Annotated in this window: 22 protein-coding genes and 1 riboswitch; of the genes, 14 read left to right on the top strand and 8 right to left on the bottom strand. The window is 73.5% G+C overall.

The window, feature by feature from the left end; genetic code table 11:
* Positions 1 to 260 precede the first annotated feature (260 nt).
* The 3 genes from ACIGXM_RS08050 (at position 261) to ACIGXM_RS08040 (ending at position 2,459) form a co-directional block, all read left to right on the top strand.
* Complete coding sequence (locus ACIGXM_RS08050; RefSeq protein ID WP_396558054.1) at positions 261 to 851, top strand: 50S ribosomal protein L25/general stress protein Ctc; 591 nt, start codon at positions 261 to 263, stop codon at positions 849 to 851.
* Positions 852 to 1,010: 159 nt separating this feature from the next.
* A complete protein-coding gene (pth, locus tag ACIGXM_RS08045; RefSeq protein ID WP_396558052.1) occupies positions 1,011 to 1,589 on the top strand; it encodes an aminoacyl-tRNA hydrolase in 579 nt (192 codons plus the stop codon).
* Between the two features lie 210 nt (positions 1,590 to 1,799).
* A complete protein-coding gene (locus ACIGXM_RS08040) occupies positions 1,800 to 2,459 on the top strand; it encodes a hypothetical protein (protein WP_396558050.1) in 660 nt (219 codons plus the stop codon).
* Here the strand turns inward: ACIGXM_RS08040 and ACIGXM_RS08035 are convergent.
* Both ACIGXM_RS08035 and ACIGXM_RS08030 read right to left on the bottom strand, forming a co-directional pair.
* Positions 2,419 to 2,742, bottom strand: coding sequence for a hypothetical protein (locus ACIGXM_RS08035; protein ID WP_396558049.1), 324 nt, complete (start codon positions 2,740 to 2,742; stop codon positions 2,419 to 2,421). The two genes, ACIGXM_RS08040 and ACIGXM_RS08035, sit on opposite strands and share 41 nt — an antisense overlap.
* Positions 2,739 to 3,209, bottom strand: a complete 471-nt coding sequence (locus tag ACIGXM_RS08030) for an ATP-binding protein (protein WP_396558047.1) — start codon at positions 3,207 to 3,209, stop codon at positions 2,739 to 2,741. Before ACIGXM_RS08030 ends, ACIGXM_RS08035 begins: the two co-directional genes overlap by 4 nt.
* A 286-nt stretch (positions 3,210 to 3,495) precedes the next feature.
* Here ACIGXM_RS08030 and ACIGXM_RS08025 point away from each other — a divergent pair, with 286 nt between their 5' ends.
* Both ACIGXM_RS08025 and ACIGXM_RS08020 read left to right on the top strand, forming a co-directional pair.
* A complete protein-coding gene (locus tag ACIGXM_RS08025) occupies positions 3,496 to 4,347 on the top strand; it encodes a helix-turn-helix domain-containing protein (protein ID WP_396558045.1) in 852 nt (283 codons plus the stop codon).
* Positions 4,344 to 4,562: a DUF397 domain-containing protein gene (locus tag ACIGXM_RS08020; protein ID WP_396558043.1), complete on the top strand. Its 219-nt coding sequence runs from the start codon at positions 4,344 to 4,346 to the stop codon at positions 4,560 to 4,562. Before ACIGXM_RS08025 ends, ACIGXM_RS08020 begins: the two co-directional genes overlap by 4 nt.
* Positions 4,563 to 4,642: 80 nt before the next feature.
* Here the strand turns inward: ACIGXM_RS08020 and ppc are convergent, their stop codons facing one another.
* Positions 4,643 to 7,444 (bottom strand): phosphoenolpyruvate carboxylase, encoded by a 2,802-nt coding sequence (ppc, locus tag ACIGXM_RS08015; RefSeq protein ID WP_396558041.1) that lies wholly within the window; start codon positions 7,442 to 7,444, stop codon positions 4,643 to 4,645.
* Between the two features lie 185 nt (positions 7,445 to 7,629).
* Between ppc and ACIGXM_RS08010 the strand changes: the two genes are divergently transcribed.
* Positions 7,630 to 8,904, top strand: coding sequence for a sensor histidine kinase (locus tag ACIGXM_RS08010; protein ID WP_396558039.1), 1,275 nt, complete (start codon positions 7,630 to 7,632; stop codon positions 8,902 to 8,904).
* Between the two features lie 62 nt (positions 8,905 to 8,966).
* On the opposite strand, the gene ACIGXM_RS08005 is transcribed toward ACIGXM_RS08010, so the two are convergent.
* Complete coding sequence (locus tag ACIGXM_RS08005; protein ID WP_396558370.1) at positions 8,967 to 9,503, bottom strand: SUKH-3 domain-containing protein; 537 nt, start codon at positions 9,501 to 9,503, stop codon at positions 8,967 to 8,969.
* A 45-nt stretch (positions 9,504 to 9,548) separates the two neighbouring features.
* The gene (locus ACIGXM_RS08000) at positions 9,549 to 10,058 is read right to left on the bottom strand and encodes a YwqJ-related putative deaminase (protein ID WP_396558037.1); all 510 of its coding nucleotides are present in this window, start codon (positions 10,056 to 10,058) and stop codon (positions 9,549 to 9,551) included.
* Between the two features lie 272 nt (positions 10,059 to 10,330).
* Between ACIGXM_RS08000 and ACIGXM_RS07995 the strand changes: the two genes are divergently transcribed.
* The 3 genes from ACIGXM_RS07995 (at position 10,331) to ACIGXM_RS07985 (ending at position 15,634) form a co-directional block, all read left to right on the top strand.
* Positions 10,331 to 11,332: an SMI1/KNR4 family protein gene (locus tag ACIGXM_RS07995; protein ID WP_396558035.1), complete on the top strand. Its 1,002-nt coding sequence runs from the start codon at positions 10,331 to 10,333 to the stop codon at positions 11,330 to 11,332.
* A 64-nt stretch (positions 11,333 to 11,396) separates the two neighbouring features.
* Complete coding sequence (locus ACIGXM_RS07990) at positions 11,397 to 13,976, top strand: SUKH-4 family immunity protein (RefSeq protein ID WP_396558033.1); 2,580 nt, start codon at positions 11,397 to 11,399, stop codon at positions 13,974 to 13,976.
* Between the two features lie 155 nt (positions 13,977 to 14,131).
* Positions 14,132 to 15,634, top strand: coding sequence for a hypothetical protein (locus ACIGXM_RS07985; RefSeq protein ID WP_396558031.1), 1,503 nt, complete (start codon positions 14,132 to 14,134; stop codon positions 15,632 to 15,634).
* Positions 15,635 to 15,666: 32 nt separating this feature from the next.
* Here ACIGXM_RS07985 and ACIGXM_RS07980 read toward each other — a convergent pair whose 3' ends face one another.
* Positions 15,667 to 16,956, bottom strand: a complete 1,290-nt coding sequence (locus tag ACIGXM_RS07980) for a nucleotide sugar dehydrogenase (protein ID WP_396558029.1) — start codon at positions 16,954 to 16,956, stop codon at positions 15,667 to 15,669.
* A gap of 545 nt (positions 16,957 to 17,501) precedes the next feature.
* Between ACIGXM_RS07980 and mfd the strand changes: the two genes are divergently transcribed.
* Together mfd and ACIGXM_RS07970 are read left to right on the top strand one after the other, a co-directional pair.
* The gene (mfd, locus tag ACIGXM_RS07975) at positions 17,502 to 21,122 is read left to right on the top strand and encodes a transcription-repair coupling factor (protein ID WP_396558027.1); all 3,621 of its coding nucleotides are present in this window, start codon (positions 17,502 to 17,504) and stop codon (positions 21,120 to 21,122) included.
* Between the two features lie 143 nt (positions 21,123 to 21,265).
* The gene (locus ACIGXM_RS07970; RefSeq protein WP_396558025.1) at positions 21,266 to 21,892 is read left to right on the top strand and encodes a hypothetical protein; all 627 of its coding nucleotides are present in this window, start codon (positions 21,266 to 21,268) and stop codon (positions 21,890 to 21,892) included.
* Positions 21,893 to 21,919: 27 nt separating this feature from the next.
* Here ACIGXM_RS07970 and ACIGXM_RS07965 read toward each other — a convergent pair whose 3' ends face one another.
* On the bottom strand, positions 21,920 to 22,468 hold the full coding sequence (locus ACIGXM_RS07965; RefSeq protein WP_396558023.1) for a hypothetical protein: 549 nt from the start codon (positions 22,466 to 22,468) through the stop codon (positions 21,920 to 21,922).
* 65 nt (positions 22,469 to 22,533) lie between these two features.
* On the opposite strand from ACIGXM_RS07965, the gene ACIGXM_RS07960 reads away from it, so the two are divergent.
* A complete protein-coding gene (locus tag ACIGXM_RS07960) occupies positions 22,534 to 23,532 on the top strand; it encodes a MazG family protein (RefSeq protein ID WP_396558021.1) in 999 nt (332 codons plus the stop codon).
* 47 nt (positions 23,533 to 23,579) lie between these two features.
* Here the strand turns inward: ACIGXM_RS07960 and ACIGXM_RS07955 are convergent, their stop codons facing one another.
* On the bottom strand, positions 23,580 to 24,002 hold the full coding sequence (locus ACIGXM_RS07955; protein WP_396558019.1) for an SDR family NAD(P)-dependent oxidoreductase: 423 nt from the start codon (positions 24,000 to 24,002) through the stop codon (positions 23,580 to 23,582).
* A 145-nt stretch (positions 24,003 to 24,147) separates the two neighbouring features.
* Between ACIGXM_RS07955 and ACIGXM_RS07950 the strand changes: the two genes are divergently transcribed.
* Both ACIGXM_RS07950 and ACIGXM_RS07945 read left to right on the top strand, forming a co-directional pair.
* Positions 24,148 to 25,395, top strand: a complete 1,248-nt coding sequence (locus ACIGXM_RS07950) for a cytochrome P450 (protein ID WP_396558017.1) — start codon at positions 24,148 to 24,150, stop codon at positions 25,393 to 25,395.
* A gap of 212 nt (positions 25,396 to 25,607) precedes the next feature.
* Positions 25,608 to 25,771: riboswitch (cyclic di-AMP (ydaO/yuaA leader) on the top strand.
* A 5-nt stretch (positions 25,772 to 25,776) separates the two neighbouring features.
* Positions 25,777 to 26,646, top strand: a complete 870-nt coding sequence (locus ACIGXM_RS07945; RefSeq protein WP_396558015.1) for a transglycosylase family protein — start codon at positions 25,777 to 25,779, stop codon at positions 26,644 to 26,646.
* Positions 26,647 to 26,823 lie beyond the last annotated feature (177 nt).

The following is a 26,823-nucleotide window of genomic DNA, read 5'->3' as shown; positions in this document are numbered from 1 at the left end:
CGATTTCACGGTTGCCGAGGGGTGCGGTTAAAGTAGTGAGACTGCTCGGCGAGGGACGCCGTGTGCCCGCACGGGTACCGGTTCCGTGATCGACGCGCTGCCGCGGCCGGAGTCCCGGTCATCGGCAGAGTCGTCCGCCGCCGAGCGAACCCACCGTTCTTGAGGGTGTGGTCCCGGCGGCTCCTCGCTTTCCGGGGCTCGTATGACGACCGTACGAGTGTTGCCTGCACCCCCGCGCCAGCCTTCCGAGGAGTGCAGTCGTGTCCGAGATCCGCCTTGCCGCCGAGCCCCGCAACGAGTTCGGCAAGGGTGCCGCCCGCCGCGCCCGCCGGGCCGGCTTCGTCCCCGGTGTGGTCTACGGCCACGGCCACGCCCCGGTTCACCTGAACCTGCCCGGCCACGACCTGATGATGGCCCTGAAGACCCCGAACGCCCTGCTGGTCGTTCCGATCGAGGGCAAGGACGAGTTCGTGCTGCCCAAGGCCGTCCAGCGTGAGGCCATCAAGCGCACCATCGAGCACGTCGACCTGCTGCTGGTGAAGCGCGGCGAGAAGGTCACCGTCGAGATCCCGGTGCAGATCGAGGGCGACCTGGCTCCCGGCGGCAACCTGGTCGAGCACGTGCTGAACGCGCTGCCGATCGAGGCCGAGGCCACCCACCTGCCCGAGTCGGTCACCGTCTCGGTCGAGGGCCTGGAGGCCGGTGCCGCCATCACCGCCGGCGACATCGCGCTGCCGAAGGGCGTCTCGCTGGCCGTCGAGGCCGACGCCGTCGTGCTCCAGATCATCGGCGCCCAGGCTGCCCCGGCCGAGGAGGAGGCTTCCGAGGAGGAGGCCGCCGCGGAGGCCTGAGCCCCACCCGGTACCTGACCGCTGCCCCGGCTCCCTGGTTCTCCAGGGGGCCGGGGCAGCGGTGTGTCGGAGCGGCGGCACCCGCCCGCGGCGGAGGAGCGGCACGGCCGCGACCAGAGAATTGGGTGACCATGGAAACGGACTGGATGAGGAGCGGAGATGGGTGACGAGTACACAGGGCCGTGGCTGATCGTCGGCCTGGGCAACCCGGGGGAGGGCTACGCCCGCAACCGGCACAACGTCGGCTTCATGGTCGTCGACCTGCTGGCCGAGCGGATCGGCGCGAAGTTCAAGGCGCACAAGAGCCGGGCCCAGGTCGCCGAGGGTCGGTTGGCCGGGCAGCGGGTGGTGCTGGCCAAGCCGATGTCCTTCATGAACCTCTCCGGCGGCCCGGTCACCGCGCTGCGCGACTTCTACAAGGCGCCCACCGACGCGGTGGTGGCGATCCACGACGAGCTGGACATCGACTACGCGGCGCTGCGGCTCAAGCTCGGCGGCGGCGACAACGGCCACAACGGGCTGAAGTCGATCACCAAGTCGCTCGGCCCGGGCTACTACCGGGTGCGCTGCGGGGTGGGCCGTCCGCCCGGCCGGATGGAGGTCGCCGACTTCGTGCTCAAGGACTTCTCCACGGCCGAGCGCAAGGAGCTGGACTGGTTCGTGGACCGGGCGGCCGACTCGGTGGAGGCGCTGCTGACGGAGGGTCTGGAGCGGGCCCAGGGCACCTACAACTCCTGAGCGGCCGTCGGCTTTCGGCCACTGTCCGACCCGGCCCGTGCCCCGGTCCGTGACGCGCCGGGCAACAGTAGTACAACTCTTGCCCGCGGCCCGGGATCCGGTGCCGGACCGGTCCGGGTGATCGGGTACGGTCGAGCCGGACTTGGGAAGGTGGGGGCGCTGGTGGGCGCTGGGCGGTTGGGTACGGCACGGGTTGCGGGCGGTCGGGCGATGGCCGGAACGGCATTGCTCGCGGTGGTGTTGATCGGCGCGGTGCCGAGCGCGCGGGCGGCCGAACCCGCCGCCTCGCCGGCCCCCTCGACGAGCGGTCAGGCCTCGCCGTCGGCCACGGCCGACCCGGGCGACGGGCACCCCGGTCCGAGCGCCGCGCCCACCGCGGTCGGCCCGTCCGCCAGCGCTTCGGCGAGCGACTCGTCCTGCCCCACCGGCTCGCCCACCCCGTCTCCGTCGGTCTCGGCTTCGGCACCGGTGTCGGTCTCTCCCTCCCCGACGCCGTCCGACCCGGCCCGGCCCGACGGCTGCCCGACCACTTCGGCCCCGTCCCCGGCCCCCGCTCCGTCCGGCACGACCTACCCCGGCCACCGGGTCGGCGTCGCGCTCGGCGAGGCACGGCCGGTGTACCGCGTCCGGTCCGCCGGCGACGACCCGACCCAGGTCGCCGACCTGGTGTCCGACCCGACCCCGACGCCCTCGCCCTCGGCGACCCCCGGCACCGGCGAGGTCTCCGACCAGTTGGCGGGCGGCTTCATCGGATCGATCGGCGGCGACGCGGGCCTGGTCGCGGTGGCCGGCGGCCTCCTGGTCGCGGGCGGCGGCGGTGCCCTCTGGCTCAAGCGCCGCCGCGCCGGCGGTCCCGCGGCCGAGAGCTGACCCGCACGGCCGGGCGCAGCGTCAGCAGGTGGGGGCCGTCCGCGAGCGTGAACGGCAGTTCCAGGCCCTCGCCGTGCCGCTGCAGGCTCTCCTCCGTGCGGGGGAGGGCCTCCGGGCCGGTCAGCATCTCCCGGAACCAGTTGTGCTGAAGGCTGCCCAGCGGTAGGACGCGGATCGACTCCCAGAGCGCCGCGAGCGCGTCCGACACCCGCGCGAACGTCGCGGGTTGCGCGATCCCGGTCAGCTCGACCGTCACCGGGCCGAGGCCCTTCTCACTCGTCACTCCGCACCGTGCCTCTCGGCCTGACGAGGCATCGATCCACCATCCGCCGGAGCAACCACAGCCCACGTGATCTTCCCGATCCCCTGCGCACCACGCGGACGCCAACCCCAGTCCGCCGAGAGTGAGTTGACCAGCAGCAGTCCACGCCCGGCCTCATCTTCCGGGCCCGGCTCGCGCAGTTCGGGTGGAGCGCTGCCGGCGTCGTGCACCTCGATCCGCAACCGCTCCGCATCCACCTCCAGGCGCACCCGGATCAGGCACCCCCGGGGACTCCCGTGCCGCACCGCGTTCGAGGCCAACTCGTCGAGCACGAGTAGGCCGTCCTCCGCGAACCGCTCCCCACCGACCACGCGTGCGAGCAGCCTCGCCAGTAACTGCCTTGCGAGTCTCGGGGATCTGGCACTGCGCGGCAGCCAGCAGTCTTCCTTGCCGGCCAACTCCGGTGGACGATCGAGCATTTCGGGCATGGTGAAGCTCCCTCGCGACACGGCTGCTGAATGAAGTGGGCGCGCAGCAACAGCGCCCAGGCGACGGCTGAATGCGAGCGTGGGACTCTCGGCAAATGATCACTCACCGAGAGCATCTCGCTACTCACAGCATGGGGCAAGGTGGATCCGGAGTGCAAGGCGGCGATAGCAACTAGCAAATTTGCTTATCGAACCTCGATTCGCCCGCCTAGAGTCACAGCTGCCGGTAGCGAAGGCCGCCGGCAGCCCGGCAAACTGATCCAGCAACAGCTACGGGAGAGGGACAGTGGCACTCGCGCAGACCGTTCGACGTAGGCAACTTGGCGCCGAGCTGCGCCGACTCCGCGAGGCAAAGGGCTTGTCGGCTGAGGATGTCAGCAACAGCCTCCCTCGGTGGGGTGTCTCCAAGATCAGCCGCATGGAAAACGCCAAGGTTGCGGTACACGAGAAGGAGGTTGCCGAACTCCTCGAGTTCTACGGCGCCGACAGCGAGCTCACCAAGGTTCTCCTGGAGGTCACCCGGAACGCCGCGAAGCGTGGTTGGTGGCAGAGTTACCGGGAGGTTCTGACACCACGACTCAGCGACCTCATCGCTCTCGAAGCCGAGGCGTCGGAGATCAAGCTGTACGAGACGTTCTTCGTCCCAGGGCTCTTCCAGACTGCGGACTACGCACGGACCGTCATCACGCAACTGGGGAACCCGGCCCTCGGTATCGATGCCCAGGTCGAAGTGCGCATGGCGCGGCAGTCGATCCTCACTCGGCCGAACCCGCCAGAGGTCTGGGGCGTGGTGAACGAGGCGGCCCTGCGGGCGCGCGTGGGTTCCCCAGGCGTGATGGCGGGCCAACTGGAGCGGCTCGTCAGTCTGACCCGCCTGTCCAACGTGAACATCCAGGTCATGCCGATCGAGGCCGCTGTGCATCCGGGCATGGACGGCGCGTTCACCGGGCTCAACTTCCCACACCAGAACGATCTCGACGTCGTTCTTGTCCCGACTGCGGCAAGCAGTCTCTGGATCGAGGACCACTCCGATGTAGGCCGGTACAAAGCGATCTTTCAGAAGGTCACCGCCGAGGCCATGTCTCTGGAGAAGTCGCTCGAATTCATCACCGATCTGAAAGACAGGCTGACCACATGACCCACTACTCCGACGCTTCCGCCCATGGTCTGAACTTCCGAAAGTCCTCCTACAGCAACGGTCAGGAGAACTGCGTCGAGTGCGCCACCGCGTCCGCCGCCGGTGAGGCCGTGGTCCGGGACTCGAAGGACCCCCATGGGCCCGCGCTGATCTTCCCTGGCGACTCCTGGCAGGCGTTCGTAGCCGGGGTGCGGGCTACTGCCTTCCCTCGGTGACCGCTGCCCGGCCCCTGATACTCGACAGCCCCCGGCCGGTGTTCCGCGCGGCGCGGGGGCTGTCGTTGTCGTGCTGACCGTCAGCCGGTGTTGCGCAGGCCGGCGGCGATGCCGTTGACGGTGAGCAGCAGGGCGCGGGCGCGCAGCGGGTCTTCGGGGCGGCCGGCGGCGAGTTCCTCGCGCTGGCGGCGGAGCAGGGCCACCTGGAGGTAGGAGATCGGGTCGAGGTAGGCGTCGCGGACCCGGAAGGTCTGCTTCAACACCGGGTTGGACTCGAGGAGTTCGCTCTCGCCGGTGAGCCGCAGCACCTCCTTGAGGGTCAGCTCGTGCTCGGCGGTGATCTGGTCGAAGACGTGTTGCAGCTCGGCCGGGACCAGCTGCTCGACGTAGTGCCGAGCGATCCGCAGGTCGGTCTTGGCCAGCGTCATCGCGACGTTGGACAGGAAGTTGCGGAAGAAGTGCCACTGGCCGTACATCTCGTCCAGCACGTCGCCCAGGCCGGCCGCACGGGCGGCGGCCAGGCCCGAGCCGACGCCGTACCAGCCGGGCACGATCTGGCGGGACTGGGTCCAGCCGAAGACCCACGGGATGGCCCGCAGGCCGTCCAGGCCGGCGCCGGAGTCGGGCCGGCGGGACGGGCGGGAGCCCAGGTGCAGCGAGGCCAGCTGGTCGACCGGGGTGGCGGCGAAGAAGTACTTCGGCAGGTCCTCCTGATCGACCAGGCCGCGGTAGGCGGTGTGCGCGGCCTCCGAGACCCTGTCCATCGCGGCGTCCCAGCGGGCCAGCTCCTCGGGGGCCTGTCGGGGCCGGGTGTGCAGCGCGGAGGCGGCCAGCGTGGCGGAGAGGGTCAGCTCCAGGTTCTCCCGGGCCAACGAGGGGAGCAGGTACTTGTCGGAGATCACCTCGCCCTGCTCGGTGACCTTGATCTCGCCCTCCAGGGTGCCCCACGGCTGGGCCAGGATCGCCTCGTGCGAGGGGCCGCCGCCGCGGCCGACCGTGCCGCCGCGGCCGTGGAAGAGCCGCAGCCGGATCCCGTAGCGGTGGGCCACGTCGCGCAGCCGGCGCTGGGCCCGGTGGATCTCCCACTGCGAGGTGGTGATGCCGCCGAACTTGGAGGAGTCCGAGTAGCCGAGCATGACCTCCTGGACGTCGCCGCGCAGCGAGACCAGCAGCCGGTAGGACGGGTCGGCGAGCATCTCGTCGAGGATCCGGTCGGCCTGCTGCAGCTCGTCGGTGGTCTCCAGCAGCGGCACGATGCCGATCCTGGCGATCCCGGCGTGCAGGTCGATCAGGCCGGCCTCGCGGGCCAGCACGGCCGCCGCGAAGACGTCGTCGGCGCCCTGGCACATCGAGATGATGTAGCTCTCGACGATCTCGTCGCCGAACCGCTCGAAGCCCTCCCGGATGGTGTTGAAGACACCCAGCGTGCGGGTGCCGGCGTCGTCCAGCGGGGCCGGGGTGGGGGCCAGCGGGCGGCGCGAGCGCAGCTCCTTGGCGAGCAGCCGCTGGCGGTACTCGCGCGGCATGTCGGCGTAGCGCCAGGCCTCCTCGCCGAGCCGGTCGAAGAGCTGGCCGAGCGCGTGGTGGTGCGCCTCGGCGTGCTCGCGGACGTCCATGGTGGCGAGCTGGAGGCCGAACGCCTCGACGGTGCGGATCGCCCGGGCGAGTCGGCCGTCGGCGATCAGCTCGCCGCGGTGGCTGCGCAGCGAGTCCTGGATCAGCTTGAGGTCGGTGATCAGCTCGTGGGTGCCCAGGTAGTCGCGGCCGACGACGTGCGGGGTGCCGTTGGCGAGCCGCTCGCGGGTGTTCTCCAGCTTGAGCCGGATGCAGGTGGCCTTGAGCCGGTAGGGCTCCTCGGCGTTCATCCGCTTGTAGCGCGGGCTCAGCTCGGGGAGCAGCTTGAGGTCGGCGTCCAGCGACTCCAGCAGCTCGGCGGAGGCGCCGGCCAGCCGGACCGAGGTGGAGAGCGAGCCCCGCAGGTCGTCCATGGTGTCCAGGGCGTCCTTGATGCCGTACTCGTGCTGCAGGTTGAGCACGTCCCAGGTGACCTGCGGGGTGACGTTGGGGTTGCCGTCCCGGTCGCCGCCGATCCAGGTGCCGAAGCTGAGCGGACGGACGCCCTCGGGGACGGTGACGCCGACCCGGGCCAGCTCCTCGTGCAGCTCCTCCAGCACCTCCGGGACGGCCTCGCGGTACAGCTCGTCCAGGTAGTAGACGGCGTTGCGGGCCTCGTCGGTGGGCTCGGGGCGGGCGATCCGCAGTTCGTCGGTCTGCCAGAGCAGGTCGATCACCTCGGCGAGCCGGCGGTCGGCCGAGCGGCGGGCCGAGGAGTGCCGCTCCGGGTCGGCGGTGGAGAGGCCGGAGGCCAGGTGCTCGCGGTGGATCCGCTCCAGCAGCTCGCCGATCCGGCGGAGCTTGTTGAGTACGCTGCGGCGGGCCGCCTCGGTGGGGTGCGCGGTGAAGACCGGACGGACGGCCAGGTGGGCCAGGGTGTCGGCGAGGTGCTTGGGGTCGGCGTCGGTGAGCTGGTCGGCGGTCTGCGAGAGCAGCGAGCCCTCGCGGGCGCGACGGGCGGCGAACTCGCGGCCGCGGTGCACCTGCTCGGTGACGTTGGCCAGGTGGAAGTAGGTGGAGAAGGCGCGCACCAGCTTGGCCGCGGTCTCCAGGTCGATGTTGCCGAGCAGCTCGGCGGTGGCCTCGCCGTCCGTCCGGCTCAGCAGCCGGACCTGTTCGACCAGACCGAGCACCTCGGCGCCCTCCTGGCGCACCAGCGTCTCGCCGAGCAGATCGCCGAGCCGGCGGATGTCGGCCCGCAGGGCGGCGTTGTCGGCGGCCGGATCGGCACTCGGGTGGTCGGCCGGGGTTGGGACCTTTGCGGTCACGGCTGGCTCCCTGGGGTGGTGGGGTTCGGCTACGGCGGACCGCGCTGTCCGACGCGCAACAGCATAGGTGGCGCGGGTCGTCCGGACGCGGTGGTGGCCGGATGCCGGACAGATGTTCCGGAGGCACCCGGATAGTAGGGGTAACCCGATGGGACGGCCGGCGCCGCTCGCTTAGGCTGTCCGCTATGAGCATGTCGTCGGGGGAGGGCACGCCGGCCCGCGGCCTGTGGTGGTGGGAGCGTCGGCGAAGCGCGCTCCTGGACGCGGGACTGGCCGCACTGGCCGCGCTGGAGTGCGCGGCGGGCGGCTATTCGTTCGTGGGTGACCGGCTGCACCTGGGGCCGGTGCCGACGATCGCCGCGATGGTGATCGGCGGGCTCGGGGGAGCCACGCTGCTGGTCCGCCGGCGCTGGCCGGCCATCCCGGTGCTGGTCTCGATCGTGCTGGTGCCCGGGCTCTTCGGGATCCTGCTGGTGGTCGTCTCGCTGTACACCCTGGCGGGCACCTGGACCTGGCCGTCGCGCCGCCGGCCGGTGCTCGCGCTGTGCGTCGCGGTCTTCCTGGAAACCTTCGGCATGGTGCTCTTCTCACTGCTCACCTCGGCGCCCAACCCCGGTGAGACGCTTCCGCCGACCTGGGTGTTCACGCTGATCGCGGCGCTGGTGTCGCTCGGGCTGACCGTGCTGCCGGTGGTCACCGGCCTCTACCTCGGGGCCCGGCGGCGGCTGGTCGAGTCGCTCAAGGACCGCGCGCACGGCCTGGAGACCGAGCTCGACCTGCTCGCCGAGCAGGCCCGTGAGCGCGCCCGGCGGGCCCGGCTGGAGGAGCGCACCCGGATCGCCCGGGAGATGCACGACGTGGTGGCGCACCGGGTGAGCCTGATGGTGGTGCACGCCGGCGCGCTGGAGCGGATCGTCGGCAAGGACCCGGAGAAGGCGGCGAACAGCGCCCGGCTGATGGCCGAGACCGGACGGCAGGCGCTCAACGAGCTGCGCGAGATCCTCGGCGTGCTGCGGATGTCGGAGGAGCGGGTCGACGGGGCGCCGGCCGCCGGGCTGGCCGAGCTGCCGCGGCTGGTGGACCAGTCCCGGGCGGCCGGGATGACCGTGACGTTCAAGGTCACCGGCAGCGGGCCGCGGTACACCGGGGAGGCCGAGCAGACCGCCTACCGGGTGGTGCAGGAGGGGCTGACCAACGCGCACAAGCACGCCGGCGGGGCCCGGGTGTCGGTGCTGCTGGCCTACGTGCCGAACGGGGTACGGGTGGCCGTGGTGAACGGCCGTTCGGGCGGCGGCGAGCAGGTCGCGCTGCCCAGCGGGGGCAACGGGCTGGTCGGGATGCGCGAGCGGGTGCTGGCGCTGGGTGGCAGCTTCCTGGCCGGGCCGGAGCGGGACGGCGGCTTCCGGGTGGAGGCGATGCTGCCCTCCCGGCTGGCGGTCCGCAGCGATCCGTTGACCTGAGGCACCGCGCCCACGCCGAGTCCGCACCGAAGTTTTACCTGGCCCGGCGTGTCGCGGCCGGGTCAGTGGGCAGGCCGCAGCCGCTCCGGGAGGGTGCCGAGCACCAGCGTGGAGACCGCCTGGTCGACGTCCGCGCCCAGGTACCACTCACCGGTGTGGTCCAGGCTGAAGACCCGGCCCGCCTCGTCCACCGCGAGCAGTGCCTGGCCGTGCCGCTCCTCGCCCAGCGGCGCCACCCGGGCGTCCAGCGCGCGGCCCAGGTCGGCCAGCGAGCGCGGGAGGTGCAGGCCGCAGAGCGGGTCGAGCCGGAACGGGGTGCGGGCCACCTGCCGACCGGCGCCGGAGAGGTCGAAGGCGAGCTCGCCGAACTCGGCCCAGGCCTCCACCGCGGCGGGGAAGACCGCGTGCGGCACCGCGCCCGGGTGGGCGAGCAGTTGGTCGGCCCACTCCTCGGCGCGGCGGATCTCCCACCGGCCGGGGTGCCAGCCGGCCTGCTTGAGCGCGGCGGCGACGTCGGCGGAGAACCGGGGGGTGGAACCGCGTCCGGCCGGCGGCTGGGGGCGGGTCTCTCCGGCGGAGGGGGTGGCGAGCGGGTTCAGGACGTACTCCGGACTCGAGGACGGGAACGCGGCGTGCGGGCGCGGTCAGGCCTGCGGAGCGACCGCGACGCTCAGCACGGCGAGGTGGTCGAGCAGCGGTTCGCAGGAGCGGCAGAGCGGCGCGTGGGTGCCGTGTGCCGGGTCGTCCTCCTCGCGGATCCGCACGGTGGTGAGCTTGGCGCCCTTGAGCGCCTTGCGGGCCTCGTGCAGGCTCAGCGGCTTGCGGGCGGCGCGCTTGGAACGGCCGGTGTCCACCGTGGTGAGGTAGCGGGAGAGCAGCACCGCCTCCGGGCAGCGGCCGGTGAACCGTTCCCGGTGCTCGGTCGGCAGCCGGTCCAGGAAGTCGGCTATCAGCGGGTGCAACTCGGGCCGCTCGTCCGCCTTGCGGCCGGCCAGGGTGTGCACCTCCCCACCGCGCAGCGAGAGCGCGGCGGCCACCGTGGGCAGCAGGCTGTCCCGGTGGTGGCGCAGCAGGGGCGCGGACGGCGGGGGCGGGACCGGCACCGTGCCGGGCGGCGGACCGGCCGGGGAAGGGCTGGACTGGCGGTGCTCCACGGCTGCTCCCTCCGTTCCAGGCGGCGTTGCCCGGGTGACTGTTGGTCCGCTGGACCGGCCAGCGTGTAAACGCCCAGCCTGCCAAATGCCTCGGACAACTGATGACCCGGGGTGCCCGAGGGTGTACGGAGGGCACGTCAGACATCCACCACTCGTTCACAACTCGCCACGGATCTCCCGCCCGCCCGTTCCGCCGGGCGGGGGAACCGTGCCGGACCCCGACCACATACCCTGGTGGGCAGCAATCGGCTTCAGCCAGTGGGGGCTCCCAGATGACGACAGGTCGGCCCGGCACCGCCGCCGCGCCCAACGCGGCCTACGCGGGTCAGGTGGTGCAGTTTCCGGACCCGGTACGGGCGGAGAGGTACCCCGCCGGGGTGCGGGTGGACGACCGGGGCTACCCGGACTTCGGCCGGTACGCCCGGGCGGCGGCCGAGGTGGCCGACCCGCCCGAGGGCTTCGGCGTGGACGAGCTGCGGCTGACCGACTACGTCTCGGCCAACGCCGCGCTGTTCACCGAGGGCCACGAGCTCTGGGCCGACCTGGCCTGCCCGGTGGCCACCCCGCCCGGCTGGACCTGGCACCACGCGGTCGGCGGGGCCGAGCCCGGCTGGCGCCGGATGGAGCTGGTCCCGGTCGAGGTCAAGGCGCTGCTGCGGCACCACGGCGGGCTGGCCCGTTCGGCCGCCGACCACACCCGGCGCGGCACCCGGCCGTTGCAGGAGCGGCGCAGCGCGCACTTCTCGCTCTCCAAGGAGGGCGGCGACCCGGTCAGCGTCCCGGAGGACCTGATCCTGGCGGCCGAGGAGCGGCTGGGCTACCGGCTGCCCGGGGCCTACCGGAGCTTCCTCAAGCTGGGCGGCGGCCGGGGCCCGGTCGGGGTCGCGCTCGACCCCGAGCTCGGACTCCTGCTCGACCAGCCGTTCCTGACGTTGCGTGAGGATTACGGGGTCGAGGACCTGGTCTACGCCAACAAGTGCCTGCGCGACCACCTGACCAAGGACTACCTGGGCATCGCCTACGCCCAGGGCGGCATCCTCGCGCTGAAGGTGCGCGGCGACCGGATCGGCTCGGTCTGGTGCTGCCTGTACGACGACGCCCGCGACACCGGCGCGCCCGAGGAGCCCGCGGAGCGGGTCGAACGGCTGCTGCTGCCGTGCGGGGACGACTTCGACGACTTCCTGCTCCGACTGGCCGGCGGCCCGCCGGAGTTGGAGACGGTGGCGGAGCTGATGGTGGACGGCGGGTTCGCCCGCGCGGTGCCGGTGCCGTGACACGGGCACCGGGTGACGGCAGGGCAGCGGTGGCAGTGGCGGGAAAGGTAGGGGCGGACCGGGCATGGTGACGTACGCGCAGGCGCAGGACCTGGCGGCGGACTGGATCAACGGCGGGATGCCGCCGTTCCAGCAGCGCGAGGTCCGGGTGCGGGAGTTCGACCTAGGCTTCGTCTGCTGGGCCGAGGACCGGGCCGGCGGCCCGTCCTCGGACGGCGGCGCGGTCAAGCTGGTGATCGCCCGGGAGACCGGGGCCAGCACGCTCTGGCCGGCGCTGCCGGTCAACGAGGTGGTCCGGCGCTACGAGGAGGAGTACGGGCGGCCGGTCGGGTCCGCGCCGGCCGGCGGCGCCAAGCCGCTGCCGGGGCCGGTCGAGGCCACCTCGTTCCTGCTCAGCCCGCCGCAGTGGATGCAGGAGGCGGGGGAGGCGGCGATCGCCGCGGAGGCGGTTCGGCTGGGGAAGGCGGCGGTCGATCCGGTCGCCCCCGCGGCCGCTCCCGCGCCGGCCGTGGACCTGCCGCCGGTCCCGCCCGCACCGCCCGTTCCGGCGGACCCGCCGCCGGCGCCCGCGGTGCTGACCGCGCCGCCGGCCTCCGACCGTCCGGCCGGCGAGGCGCCGACCGTGCTCGCGCCGCCGCCCAGCTGGGAGCGCTCGGCGACCCCGCCCGCCATGCCGAACGCGGCCGTTCCCGAGGGCGCGACCATGCCGCTGCCCGAGGGCTTCCAGCTGGTGGACGCGGGCGCCGACGCCGCGCCCGCGCCGAAGGTGCCACCGGGCGCGATCACCGTGCCGATGCCCGCGCTGGAGGATCCCGCCGCGCCGGCCGCCCCCGCGCCGGGTGACTACGCGCCGGGTGACTACGCCCGGACCGTGCTGGCCGCCCCCGGCGACCTCCCGGGCGGCCCGTCCGTCGAGTACGCGCCGCCCGTGCCGCCCGTGCCGGCCACGCCGCCCGCGCCGGCCGTCGAGTACGCGCCGACCATGCTGGCCCCCGCGGACGGCGTGCCCGGTCTGATGGGCCTGCCGGGTGCCCCCGGTACGCCGGCGGCCCCGGCGATCGAGTACGCGCCGACCATGCTGGCCCCCGCGGACGGCGGCGTGCCCGGTCTGATGGGCCTGCCCGGCGCCCCCGGCGCCCCCGGCGCCCCGAGTGCGCCCCCGGCCCCCGCCCCCGGCGCGCCCGGTCTCGGACGCAACTCCGAGAGCGTCCCCCCGCCCCCGCCCCCGGCCGGCCTTCGCGGCCCGGCGGCCCCGGCCGGCCCGGCCGCCGGCCCCGGCCGTGGCCGGGGCCCCGCCAGCGCCCCGCCGCCGCCCCCGCCGGGCGGTCTGCTGCACTCGGGTGGCCACCCGGCGGAGGGCCCGGCCGCCGCGTCCACCGGCCGTTCGGCGGGCAGCGCCCCGCCCCCGCCGCCGCCCGCCGGGCTGCGTGCCGGTGCGGCCGTCCCGCCGCCCCCGGCCGCCGTCCCGTCGCAGGGCGCGGCCGACCTGGCCGACGCGGTGACCGCCAAGGCCGCCCACCCCTCGGCGGCCGCCGCCGGGATGGCCCAGGCGGCCACCCAGCTCGCCTCGGCGGTCCCGTCCCCGCCTGGTCCGGGCACCCCCGCGGGTCCCGGCCTGCCCGGTGCCGCCGCGCCGGTGCCCGGCCTGCCGCCGCAGGGCGCGCCGGTGCCGCCCGGCGTGCCCACGGTCGGCCCGGGCTACCTCGCGGTGCTCAGCTACCGGGCGCCGGACGGCTCCGAGCAGAAGGTGATGCAGCGCAGCGAGCCGGGCACCCCGCACCCGGAGTGGCGGATCCTGCAGGAGCTGCGCCGGCTGAACGTGCCGCCGGAGCAGGTCCTGGAGCTGCACACCGAGCTGGAGTCCTGCGACCTGCCGGGCGGCTACTGCGCCCGGCTGATCAAGGCCTCCTGGCCGAACGTCCGGGTCAGCCACACCGCCGCCTACGGTCGCGATCTGCCGGCCCGCCAGGCCGGCATGGCCCACCTGCTGAACCACCTGGACGAGCTGCACCAGCTGGCGTCCGGTCCGCGGCGCCCGCGTCCGGTCCGCGCGCCGCTGCCGGCGCCGGCCGCCCCGCTGCCGCCGCTGGCACCGCAGCAGCTGGCGGCCGAGCTGGGGCAGTACTTCGGCCCGGCGGTGTTCCGCTACGAGCAGCGCGCGGTGGCCCGGCAGGGGGTGCCCGAGGTGGTGGCGCAGACCCTGGTCTGGGCGGGCCTGCCGACCAACTTCGGCCCGTTCTTCTGGGCGCACGCGCCGGAGGGCCGGCCGATCCCGACGCTGGCCGAGCTGGCCGCCGAGCGCGGCCGGCCGGCCGCCCCGGACGCGGGTGGCTACCTGGTCCTCGGCAACGACTACGGCCGGCAGCTCTGCGTGCAGTACGGCACGGCCGCGGTGGTCGCGGTCGACCTGGAGGGAACCGGGGAGCCACCGCGCTTCGTCAATACTGGTGTGCCGGAGTTCGTCCGGTCGCTCGCTCTGCTCGGTCGGATGTGGCCGCTGCGCTACGGCCTGACCCCGGACCAGGCCGGCCGCTGGACCACCGACTTCCAGGCGGAGCTGGCGGCGGTCGACCCGGCTGCCCTCCAGGCGCCGGACACCTGGTGGGCGGTCCTCCTGGAGCAGTTCTGGGACGGACTGCTGTAGGGCCGTGACCGCCCCCCGGCCGGGGTAGGTGTCCCGGCCGGAGGCGGCAGCGGGTGTCGCTTCCTTGGGCTTTCTGAATGATCTGCGCAAAATAGGTCAAGAGGATAGGTATCCACCGCCCGAGTCAGCCGCCCAGCCACTGAGGGGAAGAACAGATGAGCGACGCCGTCCCGTCGTACGGCTTCACCGCTGCCCGGCGCGGGTACGCGCCCGACCAGGTCGACCACGCGATGGCGGTGCTGACCGCCCAGCGGGACGAGGCCTGGCAGCGGCTGAGCATGCTCGGTGCACAGCTCCGCGACCTGGAGTACCAGCTGGTCGAGGCCCAGCAGGCGGTGGTCGACGCGCCGGAGCCGGACTACACGGTGCTCAGCGAGCAGGCCGCCGGGCTGATGGCGATCGCCGAGAACGAGGCGCAGGCGGTCCGGGACAAGGCCGAGCGGTTCGCCGAGGACACCCGCGACGAGGTCCACGAGGCCGGCCGGACACTGGCCCGGAGCTCCGCCGAGTACGCCGCGGCGAGCCGTGAGGAGGCCGACCAGGCCGCCCTGCGCACCGAGGAGTACACCCGGGCCGAGGCCGAGAAGCTGCGCGCCGAGGCCGAGCAGGACGCCCGGACGATCCGGGACGCCGCCACCGCCGAGGCCGCCCGGACCAGGGTGGCCGCCGCCGACGCCGGCGAGCGGGCCGAGGCGAAGCTGGCCGAGCTGCGCCGGGAGGCCGACGAGCGGATCGCCGCCGAGGAGGCCGCGGCCGCCGCCGAGGACAACCGGATCTCGATCGCCGTCGAGGGCCAGCTGCGGGAGGCCGAGCAGTACCGGGATTCGGTGCTGGGCCTGATCAAGCAGATCGACACCGACGCCCAGGCCAAGGCCGACCAGCTGATCGAGCGCGGCCGCCGGGAGGCCGAGCGGATCAACGGGGTGATCGCGGCCGAGCAGGCGGACTTCGCCGAGCGCCTGGAGACCGTGCAGACCCACCTGGACCACATCAAGGGCACGCTGGCCTCGCTGACCGGCAAGGCGGTCGGGATGATCGAGCCCGGCGAGGCTCCCGCCGAGCCCCCGGCCCTGGCCCCGGCCGCCGCTCAGCTGCCGCCGGTTGAGCAGCCGGTCGAGCAGCCGGTCGAGCAGCCCGCCGATCCGGAGGCAGACACCGGTGAGGTGCGCCGGCCGGTCCTCGGGTCCCACGCGCTCACGGCCACCGACGCCCCCACGGCCGACGCCCCGACCACCGTGCTGCGGCTGCCCCCGGCCGTGCGTGAGGCCGCGCCCGAGGTCCGCCAGGGTCCCGCGCCGGTGGACCCCCGGCTCGGCGTGGCACAGGCCGGCGCCGCGAAGCTGCCGCCGCGTCCCACCACCCCGCCGCCCCCGCCGGCCGCGCAGCCGTACGTCTCGCCGGTGGTGGACCCCGCCGCCGCGGAGACCGCCGTGATCCCGGTCACCCCGGCCGAGCCGCCGGCTCCGGCAACGGACCCGGAGGAGGAGACCGCGCTGATCCCCACCCACCCGACGGAGGCGGAGGAGGAGACCGCGCTGATCCCCACCCACCCGACGGACGCGGCGGCCGAGACCAGGGTCATCCCGAAGATCGTGATCATCGACGAGGGCACCGACCTCGACACCCTGCCCAACACGGTCCACCGCCGCCGCGGCTGAGCCGCGGGAGCGGCCCGGGACATGCCCGGGAGTCAGAGCACCTCGACTGCCGCCCCGGTCAGCCGGCGGCGGCAGTCCAGCACGTACCGGGCGTGCGTGGTGATCGCCGGGTAGTCGAACTCGTCGTGGTCGGCGAGCAGGATCACCGCGTCGGCCGCCGCCAGCTCCTCGACGCCGGCCTCCACCCGGCGCACCCCGGCGAACGCGGCCCTCCGGTCGGGTCCGGCCTGCGCCGGGACGTGCACCCCGGTCACCACGTGCGGGTCGGCGGCCCGGACCTCGGCGCCCATCCGGACCAGCAGCTCGGCGACCCGGGCCGCCGGGGTCTCCCGGGCGTCCCCGGTGTTCTTCTTGTAGGCGAGCCCGAGCAGCAGTACCCGGGAGCCCTTCACCGAGCGCTGCCGCTCGTTCAGCGCCTCGGCCAGCCGGCGGACCACGTAGTCGGGCATGTGGCTGTTGACGTCGTTGGCCAGCTCCACGAAGCGGAACGAGTGCCCGAGGGCCCGCTCCACCCGCCAGGACAGGTAGGAGGGGTCGATCGGCAGGCAGTGCCCGCCCACGCCCGGGCCCGGCGTGAAGGGCAGGAAGCCGAAGGGCTTGGTGGAGGCGGCGTCGATCGCCTCCCAGACGTCGATCCCGAGGTCGTGGGCGAACATCGCCAGCTCGTTGACGAGCGCGATGTTGACGTGCCGGAAGGTGTTCTCCAGCAGCTTGGTCAGCTCGGCCTCCTTGCAGGAGGAGACCGGCACGGTCCGCTCGACCAGCTGCCGGTAGAAGCCGTCGACCGCCGCCAGCGCGGCCGGCCCGGTGCCGGAGACGACCTTCGGGGTGTTCTCCAGCCGCCAGACCGGGTTGCCCGGGTCGATCCGCTCGGGGCTGTAGCCGAGGTGGAAGTCCTGCCCGGCGAGCAGGCCGGAGCCCTTCTCCAGCAGCGGCGCGAGCAGCTCCTCGGTGGTCCCCGGGTAGGTGGTGGACTCCAGCACCACGGTGGCGCCCGGCCGCAGGTGCTCGGCCAGCAGGGTGGCCGAGGCCTCGATGTAGGAGAGGTCGGGCACGCCGTCCCGGAGCGGGGTGGGGACCGTGATCACCGCGACGTCGAAGCCCGCGACCTCGGCCGGGTCGTCGGACGGCCGGTAGGCGCCGCTCGCCAGCAGCGGCCGCAGCCGCTCGGCCGGGATGTCCTCCACGTAGGACTCGCCGCGCCGCAACCGGTCGATCCGCAGCCGGTCCACGTCGTAGCCGACCACCTGGTGGCCCACCTCGGCGGCCCGGACGGCGAGCGGAAGCCCGACGTAGCCCTGCCCCGCGATGACGACGCGCATGACGACGACCCCCTACCAGCGCACGGGACGGCGGCCCGCGCCGCCGTCACGGTCAGGTTAGGGAGTGCTCACGTTGCGTGCACGGATTTCGGTCGAGGACGACCCGAAGGGGTGGTGGACGCCCCGGAGGGGTGCCCGGCCAGGACCCGTGGCGCCCTCAGGGAAGGGCGCCACGACTCCCGACGGTCGGGCGGGCGCCCCCACCCAGGGTCGCCCGGCCTCACACCCCGACCCCCATCGGAGTGTGTTCGGCCCACCATTGCCATCCCCCACGGTTGGAGCGGCGGGCACGACATCCATGGTGCGCGGCGTCCATGGACACGCAGTGACAGGAGTGTGTCCACTTCCTGACATTCGATCTGCAGGTACGGTCCGGCGGATCCGGCCCGGCCGTGGCTGGCCGCGTCAGCGTCGGCCGCTCGGCGTACCCTGGGCTGTGACCCGGCCCCCGCGCACCGCGTGCCGGGCCCATCAAGCTGCCCGGCCGCAGACCGACCACCGGTGCCGGGGGCTCCGCCTGGAAGCGACGGGACGAAGAAGAGTTCATGAGCCTGACCGGACTGCTCGATGTCGTCGTACGCGACGCCGCCCTCGCCGAGGCGATCGAGGCGTCGGCCACCGGGGACCGCCAGCACCTCGACCTGGTCGGCCCGCCCGCGGCCCGGCCGTTCGTGATCGCCGCGCTGGCCCGGTCGTTGGCGGCGCGGGCCGGCGAGCTGGGTCGGCCGGTGCTCGCGGTGACCGCCACCGGGCGGGAGGCCGAGGACCTCGTGGCCAGCCTGCGCTCGCTGTTGCCGCCGGACTCGGTGGCCGAGTTCCCGGCCTGGGAGACCCTGCCGCACGAGCGGCTGTCGCCACGTTCGGACACCGTCGGACGGCGGCTCGCGGTGCTGCGCCGGATCGTTCACCCGGCCGCCGACGACGTGACGGCCGGCCCGGTCCAGGTGGTGGTGGCGCCGGTCCGCTCGGTGCTCCAGCCGCAGGTGAAGGGGCTGGCCGAGCTGGAGCCGGTGGCGTTGCGCGGCGGCGAGTCGCACGACCTGGAGGAGGTCGCCCGACGGCTCTCCGCCGCGGCCTACGCCCGGGTCGAACTGGTCGAGAAGCGCGGCGAGTTCGCGGTCCGCGGCGGCATCCTGGACGTCTTCCCGCCGACCGAGGAGCACCCGCTGCGGGTGGAGTTCTGGGGCGACGAGATCGAGGAGATCCGGTACTTCAAGGTCGCCGACCAGCGCTCGCTGGAGGTCGCCGAGCACGGCCTGTGGGCGCCGCCCTGCCGGGAGCTGCTGCTGACCGACCAGGTCCGCGCCCGGGCAGCCGAACTGGCCGCCGAACACCCGGAGTTGGCCGAGATCCTGGACCGGATCGCCGAGGGCATCGCGGTCGAGGGCATGGAGTCGCTGGCGCCGGTCCTGGTGGACGACATGGAGCTGCTGGTGGACGTGCTGCCGGCCGGCAGCGTGGCGGTGGTCTGCGACCCGGAGCGGGTCCGCACCCGGGCCGCCGACCTGGTGGCGACCAGTCAGGAGTTCCTGCACGCCTCCTGGGTGGCCGCCGCGTCCGGTGGGGACCGCCCCATCGACGTGGCCGGGATCGACGTCTCGGCCGCCTCGCTGCGCTCGCTGGCCGAGGTGCGCGAGCACGCGGCCGGGATCGGGCTGCCCTGGTGGTCCGTCAGCCCGTTCGCGACCAGCGACGCGGCCGGTGCCACGCTGCCGGAGGTGCTGGAGTTCGACCCGGACACCCGCACCCTGGGCATGCACGCGGTCGAGGCCTACCGCGGTGACACCGCGCGGGCGATCGCCGACGCCAAGGAGCGGCTGGCGGCGGACTGGCGGGTGGTCATGGTGACCGAGGGTCACGGACCGGCCGCCCGGTTGGCCGAGGTGCTCGGCAACGAGGGCATCCCGGCCCGGCTGGCCACCGACCTGACCGAGCCGCCGACCCGGGACGTGGTCTACGTCTCCTGCGGCTCGATCGAGCACGGCTTCGTGGACGAGGCGCTCAAGCTCACCGTCATCACCGAGACCGACCTGTCCGGCCAGCGCTCCTCCACCAAGGACATGCGCCGGATGCCGTCCCGGCGGCGCAACGCGATCGACCCGCTGGCCCTGGTGGCCGGCGACTTCGTGGTGCACGAGGCGCACGGGGTCGGCCGGTACGTCGAGATGGTGCAGCGCACCGTGCAGGGCGCGACCCGCGAGTACCTGGTGCTGGAGTACGCGCCCGCCAAGCGCGGCCACCCCGGCGACCGGCTCTTCGTGCCGACCGACCAGCTGGACCAGGTGACCAAGTACGTCGGCGGCGAGGCCCCGACCCTGCACCGGCTCGGCGGCGCGGACTGGGCGAAGACCAAGCAGCGGGCCAAGAAGGCGGTCAAGGAGATCGCCGCCGACCTGATCAGGCTCTACTCGGCCCGGATGGCCGCGCCCGGCCACACCTTCGGCCCGGACACCCCGTGGCAGCGCGAGCTGGAGGACGCCTTCCCGTACGCGGAGACGCCGGACCAGCTGACCACCATCGCCGAGGTGAAGGCGGACATGGAGAAGTCGGTCCCGATGGACCGGCTGATCTGCGGCGACGTCGGGTACGGCAAGACCGAGATCGCGGTGAGGGCGGCCTTCAAGGCGGTCCAGGACGGCAAGCAGGTGGCGGTGCTGGTGCCCACCACGCTGCTGGTGCAGCAGCACTTCTCGACCTTCGCCGAGCGCTACGCCAACTTCCCGGTCAACGTCCGCGCGCTGTCCCGGTTCCAGACCGACAGCGAGGCGAAGGCGGTGCTGGAGGGGCTGCGGGACGGCTCGGTGGACGTGGTGATCGGCACCCACCGGCTGTTCTCGTCCGAGACCAGGTTCAAGGACCTCGGTCTGGTCATCGTCGACGAGGAGCAGCGCTTCGGGGTCGAGCACAAGGAGCAGTTGAAGAAGCTGCGGGCCAACGTGGACGTGCTGACGATGTCCGCGACCCCGATCCCGCGAACCCTGGAGATGGCGGTCACCGGCATCCGCGAGATGTCCACCATCACCACCCCGCCGGAGGAGCGCCACCCGGTGCTGACCTTCGTCGGCCCGTACGACGAGAAGCAGATCTCCGCCGCGATCCGGCGCGAACTGCTGCGCGAGGGACAGGTGTTCTACATCCACAACCGGGTGGAGTCGATCGACAAGGCGGCCGCCCGGCTCAAGGACCTGGTCCCGGAGGCCCGGATCGCCACCGCGCACGGGCAGATGGGGGAGACCCAACTGGAGAAGGTGGTGGTCGACTTCTGGGAGAAGGAGTTCGACGTGCTGGTCTCCACCACGATCGTGGAGTCGGGGATCGACATCTCCAACGCCAACACCCTGATCGTCGAGCGCGGCGACACCTTCGGTCTCTCCCAACTCCACCAGCTGCGCGGCCGGGTGGGCCGTGGCCGGGAGCGCGGCTACGCCTACATGCTCTACCCGCCGGAGAAGCCGCTCACCGAGACCGCGCACGAGCGGCTCGCCACCATCGCCCAGCACACCGAGATGGGCGCGGGCATGTACGTCGCGATGAAGGACCTGGAGATCCGCGGCGCCGGCAACCTGCTCGGCGGCGAGCAGTCCGGGCACATCGCCGGGGTCGGCTTCGACCTCTACATGCGGATGGTCGGCGAGGCGGTGGCCGAGTTCCGCGAGTCGCTGGCGGGCGGCGGCGAGCCGGAGGAGGAGCCGCTGGAGGTCCGGATCGAGCTGCCGGTGGACGCGCACGTGCCGCACGACTACGCGCCGGGCGAGCGGCTGCGGTTGCAGGCCTACCGTGCGATCGCGGCGGTCTCCTCGGAGGACGACATCGAGCAGGTCCGCGCCGAACTCACCGACCGGTACGGCAAGTTGCCGGACCCGGTGGAGAACCTGCTGCTGGTGGCGGCACTCCGGCTGTACGCCCGCCGGTGCGGCATCGCGGACATCACGCTGCAGGGTGCCAACGTCCGGTTCGGGCCGGTGGAGTTCCGCGAGTCGCAGCAGCTGCGGCTGAACCGGCTCTACCCGCGCAGCCAGGTCAAGGCCGCCGCCCAGCAGGTGCTGGTGCCGCGACCCAGCACGGCCCGGATCGGCGGCAAGCCGGTGGTCGGACGGGAGCTGCTGGCCTGGTGCGGGACCTTCCTCGGCGCGATGTTCGAGGAGCTGGCCGGCACCGGGAAGTAGCGCCGCGGCCCGGTCGCCCCGCGGGGCGGCCGGGCCGTCGTCGTTCGCCCGTCCGGGTGACCCGCCCGGTCCGACGTCTGGGCAACGGCGCTCCGCGGTCCCTATTCTGATCTCCCGTCAGCAGAGCCATCCGGGAGGCCCGCGTGATCCGCAGCAGCTCCGTGCTCCGCCGTTCCGTCCCCGTCCTCGGTGCCCTGGCGGCCGCGGCCGTGCTGACCGCCTGCGGCGGACCGGTGCGGACCGGCACCGCGGCGGTGGTCGGATCGGACCGGATCTCGGTCGCCTCGGTGCAGGCCCGCCTCGCCGCGTTCCGCACCGAGGCGGCCGCCCACTCCAGCGGCCCGTACCAGGAGCAGAGCGGCCTGGTCGGGGTGACGGTGTCGAACATGGTGCTGGAGCAGGTGGTCGACCACGCGGTCGCCGAGCACGGCCTGACCGTCACCCAGGCCGAGATCGACCAGGCCCGGCAGGAGCAGGCCCAGGCGTGGGGCGGCGAGGCCGGCCTGGAGCAGATGCTGCTGCTCAAGCACGCGGTGCCGGCCGCCCGGATCGACGACTTCTACCGCGAGCAGCTCGGGCTGTGGAAGCTGGCCGCGCTCACCGGCAACCAGCTCGGCACCAACGACGGCAACGAGGCCGTGCACCAGCTGCTCACCCAGGCCTCCGCCGAACTGAAGGTCTCGGTCAACCCGCGGTACGGCACCTGGGACCCGCAGCAGACCGTGCTGGACAGCCCCTCCGCGGACTGGCTGACCCAGCCCAACGCCTGAGCCGGTGGGCCGGGCCGCGTCCCGCGGTCAGGACCAGGCCGAGATCACCACGCCGGCGGTGGCCACCAGGACGCTGCCGAGCACGCTGGAGGTGATCACCTGCCCGGCGATCCGCTCACCGCGGGACACCACCTTCCGCTTCGGCGGCTCGGTCACCAGCGCGACGGCGTACGCGCCGACCGCCACGACCAGCAGCAGCAGCGCCAGCGAGTAGGCGATCGTGTCGGCGCCCACCTCGTGGAGGTCGTCCGGGGCGTCCAGCTGCATCGGGACGGGCCGCAGCACCGGCACGGCCCGGTCGATCGAGAGGTTCGGGTCGTCGACCTTCCCGTCGTCGGAGCGGAACTCGCCCGCGCAGGTGGTGCCGGAGCCCCGCCCGCTTCCGGCGCTCTGGCAGCCCACCGCGCGGAACGTCCCGGGGGTGCCCGCCAGCCGCAGCTCGTAGGCCAGGTCGTCGGCGCAGTAGGCCAGCCCGAACAGCGCGACGAGGAGGACGACGGTCGCCGTCTTCCAGCACCGTTTGCGTCGCCGCTCCGTGGTTCGCTGCTTTGACCTGGGCTTCTTCTTCGCTGGCACGGCGGTCACGGTAGCGCCGGCCTCCTGTGACGCTCCGGTCACCCCCGGGCGGTAGGTTCGACGGTGTGGAGACCTCGAAGCTGACCCTGCTCACCACCACCCACCGCGTCGCCCCCGGCCTGCTCAGCTGGCCGGCCTGGGAGGCGCTGCGCGCGGCGCCGCTGGTGCTCGCCGCCGACCCGGCGCACCCGCAGCTGCCGGCGCTGGCCCGGGCCGGCGTGACGGTGGAGCTGGTCGAGCGCGGCACCGCGCCGGCGCTGGCCCGGCTGCTGACCGAGCGGGCACCACTGGTCTGGCTGGGCAGCCCGGACGGCGACCCGGGGCTGACCGACGCGCTGGCCCGGCTCGCGGTGGAGGAGGCCGGCGAGGCACCGGAGATCGAGCTGCTGCCCGGCTCGTACGACCTGCCCGGTGCCCGGTTGCTCGACCTGGTCACGGTGATGGACCGGCTGCGCTCGCCCGGCGGCTGCCCGTGGGATGCCGAGCAGACCCACGCCTCACTGGTGAAGTACCTGGTCGAGGAGGCCTACGAGCTGGTCGAGGCGATCGAGGAGGGGGACCGGGAGACGCTGCGCGAGGAGCTGGGCGACGTGCTGCTGCAGGTCTTCTTCCACGCCCGGATCGCCGAGGAGCACCCGGCGGACCCGTTCTCGATCGACGAGGTGGCCGGGGACATCGTCGAGAAGCTGACGTACCGCCACCCGCACGTCTTCGGCGACAGCGCCGCGTCGACCACCGACGAGGTGGAGGCCAACTGGGAGGCCCTCAAGGCCGCCGAGAAGCAGCACCGGGAGTCGGTGCTGGACGGCGTGCCGGCCGGGCTGCCCGCCCTGGCGTACGCGGCCAAGCTGGTCTCCCGGGTCCGCCGGGCGGGCTTCACGGGCGCGCCGGACGCGCCGTACCGGCTGCCCGCCGAGCTGGACGAGGGCAGCGCCGGCGAGCTGCTGCTGGCCGTGGTGCAGCGCGCGTACGACGCGGGGGTCGACCCGGACGCCGCGCTGCGCGCCGCCGCCCGCCGCTATCGCGCCGCGGTGCGCGCCGCCGAGGGGCACCCGGCCGACTGACCGGCGGCGGAGGCCCGGGCCGGGCGGGCTGGGCGCCCCCGGTCGGATCAGGAAGCCTGCGGGGCCGGCGTGCCCGCGACGACGCGCTGCGGCGGGACGACCGCGCAGATCGCCTCGCCCAGCGGGTCGAGCAGTTCGGCCAGCCGGTCCAGGTGGCCGGGCAGCTCGTCCAGCGCGACGATCCGCTCGCCGTCCGGGCCGGCGACGCAGAACAGGTCGATCCGGCCGAGGTGCTTCTCGGCGGTGTCCACCAGCGCGGCGATGTCGCTGGGCTGGTGGACGTCGCCGCTCACCCCGACCACCGGGCAACCCGGGCGGTCCAGGTCGGCGGCGAGGTCCTCGGCGATCCCGGCCCGGGGGTCGGCGATCAGCAGGCCGGTGGCGCCGGCGGCGACGAACCGGCGGGCGAGTCCCGCACCGTCGCCGCCGTCGAGTACCGCGATGACCACCACTGCCCCGGCTACTCGCATGGCTGCTCCTCCTTGGGGGGACGCCACCGCACTGGCGTCCGCCTATGGCTATCCGAGGATCGTAGGCACGGCGCGACCCTCCGCAACAGGGATTACCCGTCAGGTGACCAGGCTCACTCCTGATCGGACCGGATAACGTCGGGTCATGCTGGAGCCGTCAGAGACACCCATGCCACCCCTGTTCACCTGGGAGTTCGCCGCCGACCCCTACCCGGCGTACGCCTGGCTGCGAACGCACGCCCCCGTGCACCGGACCACCCTGCCCAGCGGGGTGGATGCCTGGCTGGTGACCCGGTACGCGGACGCCCGGCAGGCGCTGGCGGACGGCCGGCTCTCCAAGAACCCGGCGCACCACAGCGAGCAGGCCCACCGCACCGGGCGGGTCGGCATCCCCGGCGAGCGCAGCGCCGACCTGATGACCCATCTGCTGAACATCGACCCACCGGACCACACCCGGCTGCGCCGGCTGGTCTCCAAGGCCTTCACCCCGCGACGGGTGGCCGCCTTCGAACCCCGGGTGCAGCAGCTGACCGACCGGCTGATCGACTCCTTCGCCGCCCGGGGCTCGGCCGACCTGATCCACGAGTTCGCCTTCCCGCTCCCCATCTACGCGATCTGCGACCTGCTCGGCGTGCCGGCCGAGGACCAGGACGACTTCCGGGACTGGGCCGGGATGATGATCCGCCACGGCGGCGGCCCGCGCGGCGGGGTGGCCCGCGCGGTGAAGCGGATGCGGACGTACCTGGCCGAGCTGATCCACCGCAAGCGGGCCGACCTGGGGGACGACCTGATCTCCGGTCTGATCCGGGCCAGCGACCACGGCGAGCACCTCACCGAGAACGAGGCCGCCGCGATGGCCTTCATCCTGCTCTTCGCCGGCTTCGAGACCACCGTCAACCTGATCGGCAACGGCACCTACGCGCTGCTCCGCAACCCGGAGCAGCGGGCGCTGCTGCAGGGCGCGCTCGCCCGCGGTGAGCGGGGGCTGCTGACCACCGGCGTCGAGGAGCTGCTGCGCTACGACGGCCCGGTGGAGCTGGCCACCTGGCGGTTCGCCACCGAGCCGCTGACCATCGGCGGGGTGCGGATCGCGGCCGGTGACCCGGTGTTGGTGGTGCTCGCGGCGGCCGACCGGGACCCGGCCCGGTTCGCCGCCGAGAACACCCTGGACCTGGCCCGGACGGACAACCCGCACCTGGGTTTCGGTCACGGGATCCACTACTGCATCGGCGCCCCGCTGGCCCGGCTGGAGGGGCAGATCGCGCTGGCCACGCTGCTGACCCGATTGCCGGATATTCAGCTGTCGGCGGATCCGGCCGAGTTGCGTTGGCGCGGCGGACTGATCATGCGTGGCCTGCGGGAACTCCCGGTGGCGTTCACGGCCGAGGGCTGACGGCGTGTCGGATTCGCCCCGGTGTGACCGAATCTGAATACCCATCAATGCGGACATATGCCCGTCGTTGGTAGGCGATCCATGACGGTCCGTAATTTTCATGTGATGTATGCGATATGAGCTTGTGATTGGTCTGCCCATCTGTCTACTCTCCGTGGAGTTCGCAGCTGCGGACCCCGTGCGCGGAACGCCGAATCCTGCCCGCCGCGCCATCGGGACACCGACCACACCCTGGGCAGGGGCGGGGGACCCAGGTAATTCCGCCGTTCCCCACGGCTAGGGGTGAAGCCGCCCGCCGGAGCGATCCGGACGGACGGCCGGGCCACCTCCCGGTCCGAACCCGACAGCTCACCTCGCAGGCGTGCGGAGAGGGAAACCTTCATGCTGCTCACCGGAACAGGCCGTCATCGTCGTCGCACCAATACCGAGAAGGCCATCGCCGCGGCCGGCGTGGCCGGAGTCGGACTGGCGATGCCGCTGCTCACCGCGACCGGCGCGCACGCCGCCACCGCATCGGTCTGGGACAAGGTCGCGAACTGCGAGAGCACCGGCAACTGGAGCATCAACACCGGCAACGGGTTCTACGGCGGCCTGCAGTTCACCTCCTCCACCTGGGCCGCGTACGGCGGCACCCAGTACGCCCCGCAGGCCAACCAGGCCACCCGGTCCCAGCAGATCTCCGTCGCCGAGAAGGTGCTGGCCGACCAGGGACCGGGCGCCTGGCCGGTCTGCTCGGTCAAGGCCGGCCTGACCGCCGGTGGCGCTCCCGCCGCGGTCGACACCTCGTCGTCGTCGGGCTCGTCGTCGTCGGGCTCGTCCGCGCCGGCCGCCCGCACCAAGGCCGCGCCGCAGGCCCAGTCGCACGCTCAGGCGCCGCAGGCCCAGCCGCAGCAGAGCGGCCCGGTCTTCCAGGGCAAGGCCGGTTGGGACCCGGCCGCCAAGGTCTTCTGGTACCAGAAGGACGGCGGCTGGTACTGGACCAGCCACCAGAGCGTCTACGACCAGTACGCCGGCGTGTCCGCGCAGGCCCCGGCGGCGCCGGCCGCCGCCCCGGCCGCCACCCCCGCCGCCGCCGCGCAGGGCACCGGCTCGGGCCACGACTACACCGTGCGTCCCGGCGACACGCTCTCCATGATCGCCCAGACCCAGCACCTCCAGGGCGGCTGGCAGGCGCTCTACGACGGCAACCACGGCACGATCGGCGGCGACCCGGACCTGATCATGCCCGGTCAGGTGCTGCACCTCGGCTGAGCCGGGCGGCGCGTGCGGGGCGATCAGGTTGCCCCGCACGCGCATTCGGGTGAACTACCGGCCGGTAGTCCGACCACACGCCGAGACGGGGAGCCAGGTCCGGGCGGCCGGACCGGTGGGTGCGGTTAGGCTCTGGTCGTACGACCCGTTCCACGTCCCCCGGACCGCTTCCGCATA

Source organism: Kitasatospora sp. NPDC052896, from assembly GCF_044547075.1.
Taxonomy (GTDB): Bacteria; Actinomycetota; Actinomycetes; order Streptomycetales; family Streptomycetaceae; genus Kitasatospora.
Note: the sequence above shows the minus strand (reverse complement) of the source record. Positions and strands in the feature narration are given on the sequence as shown.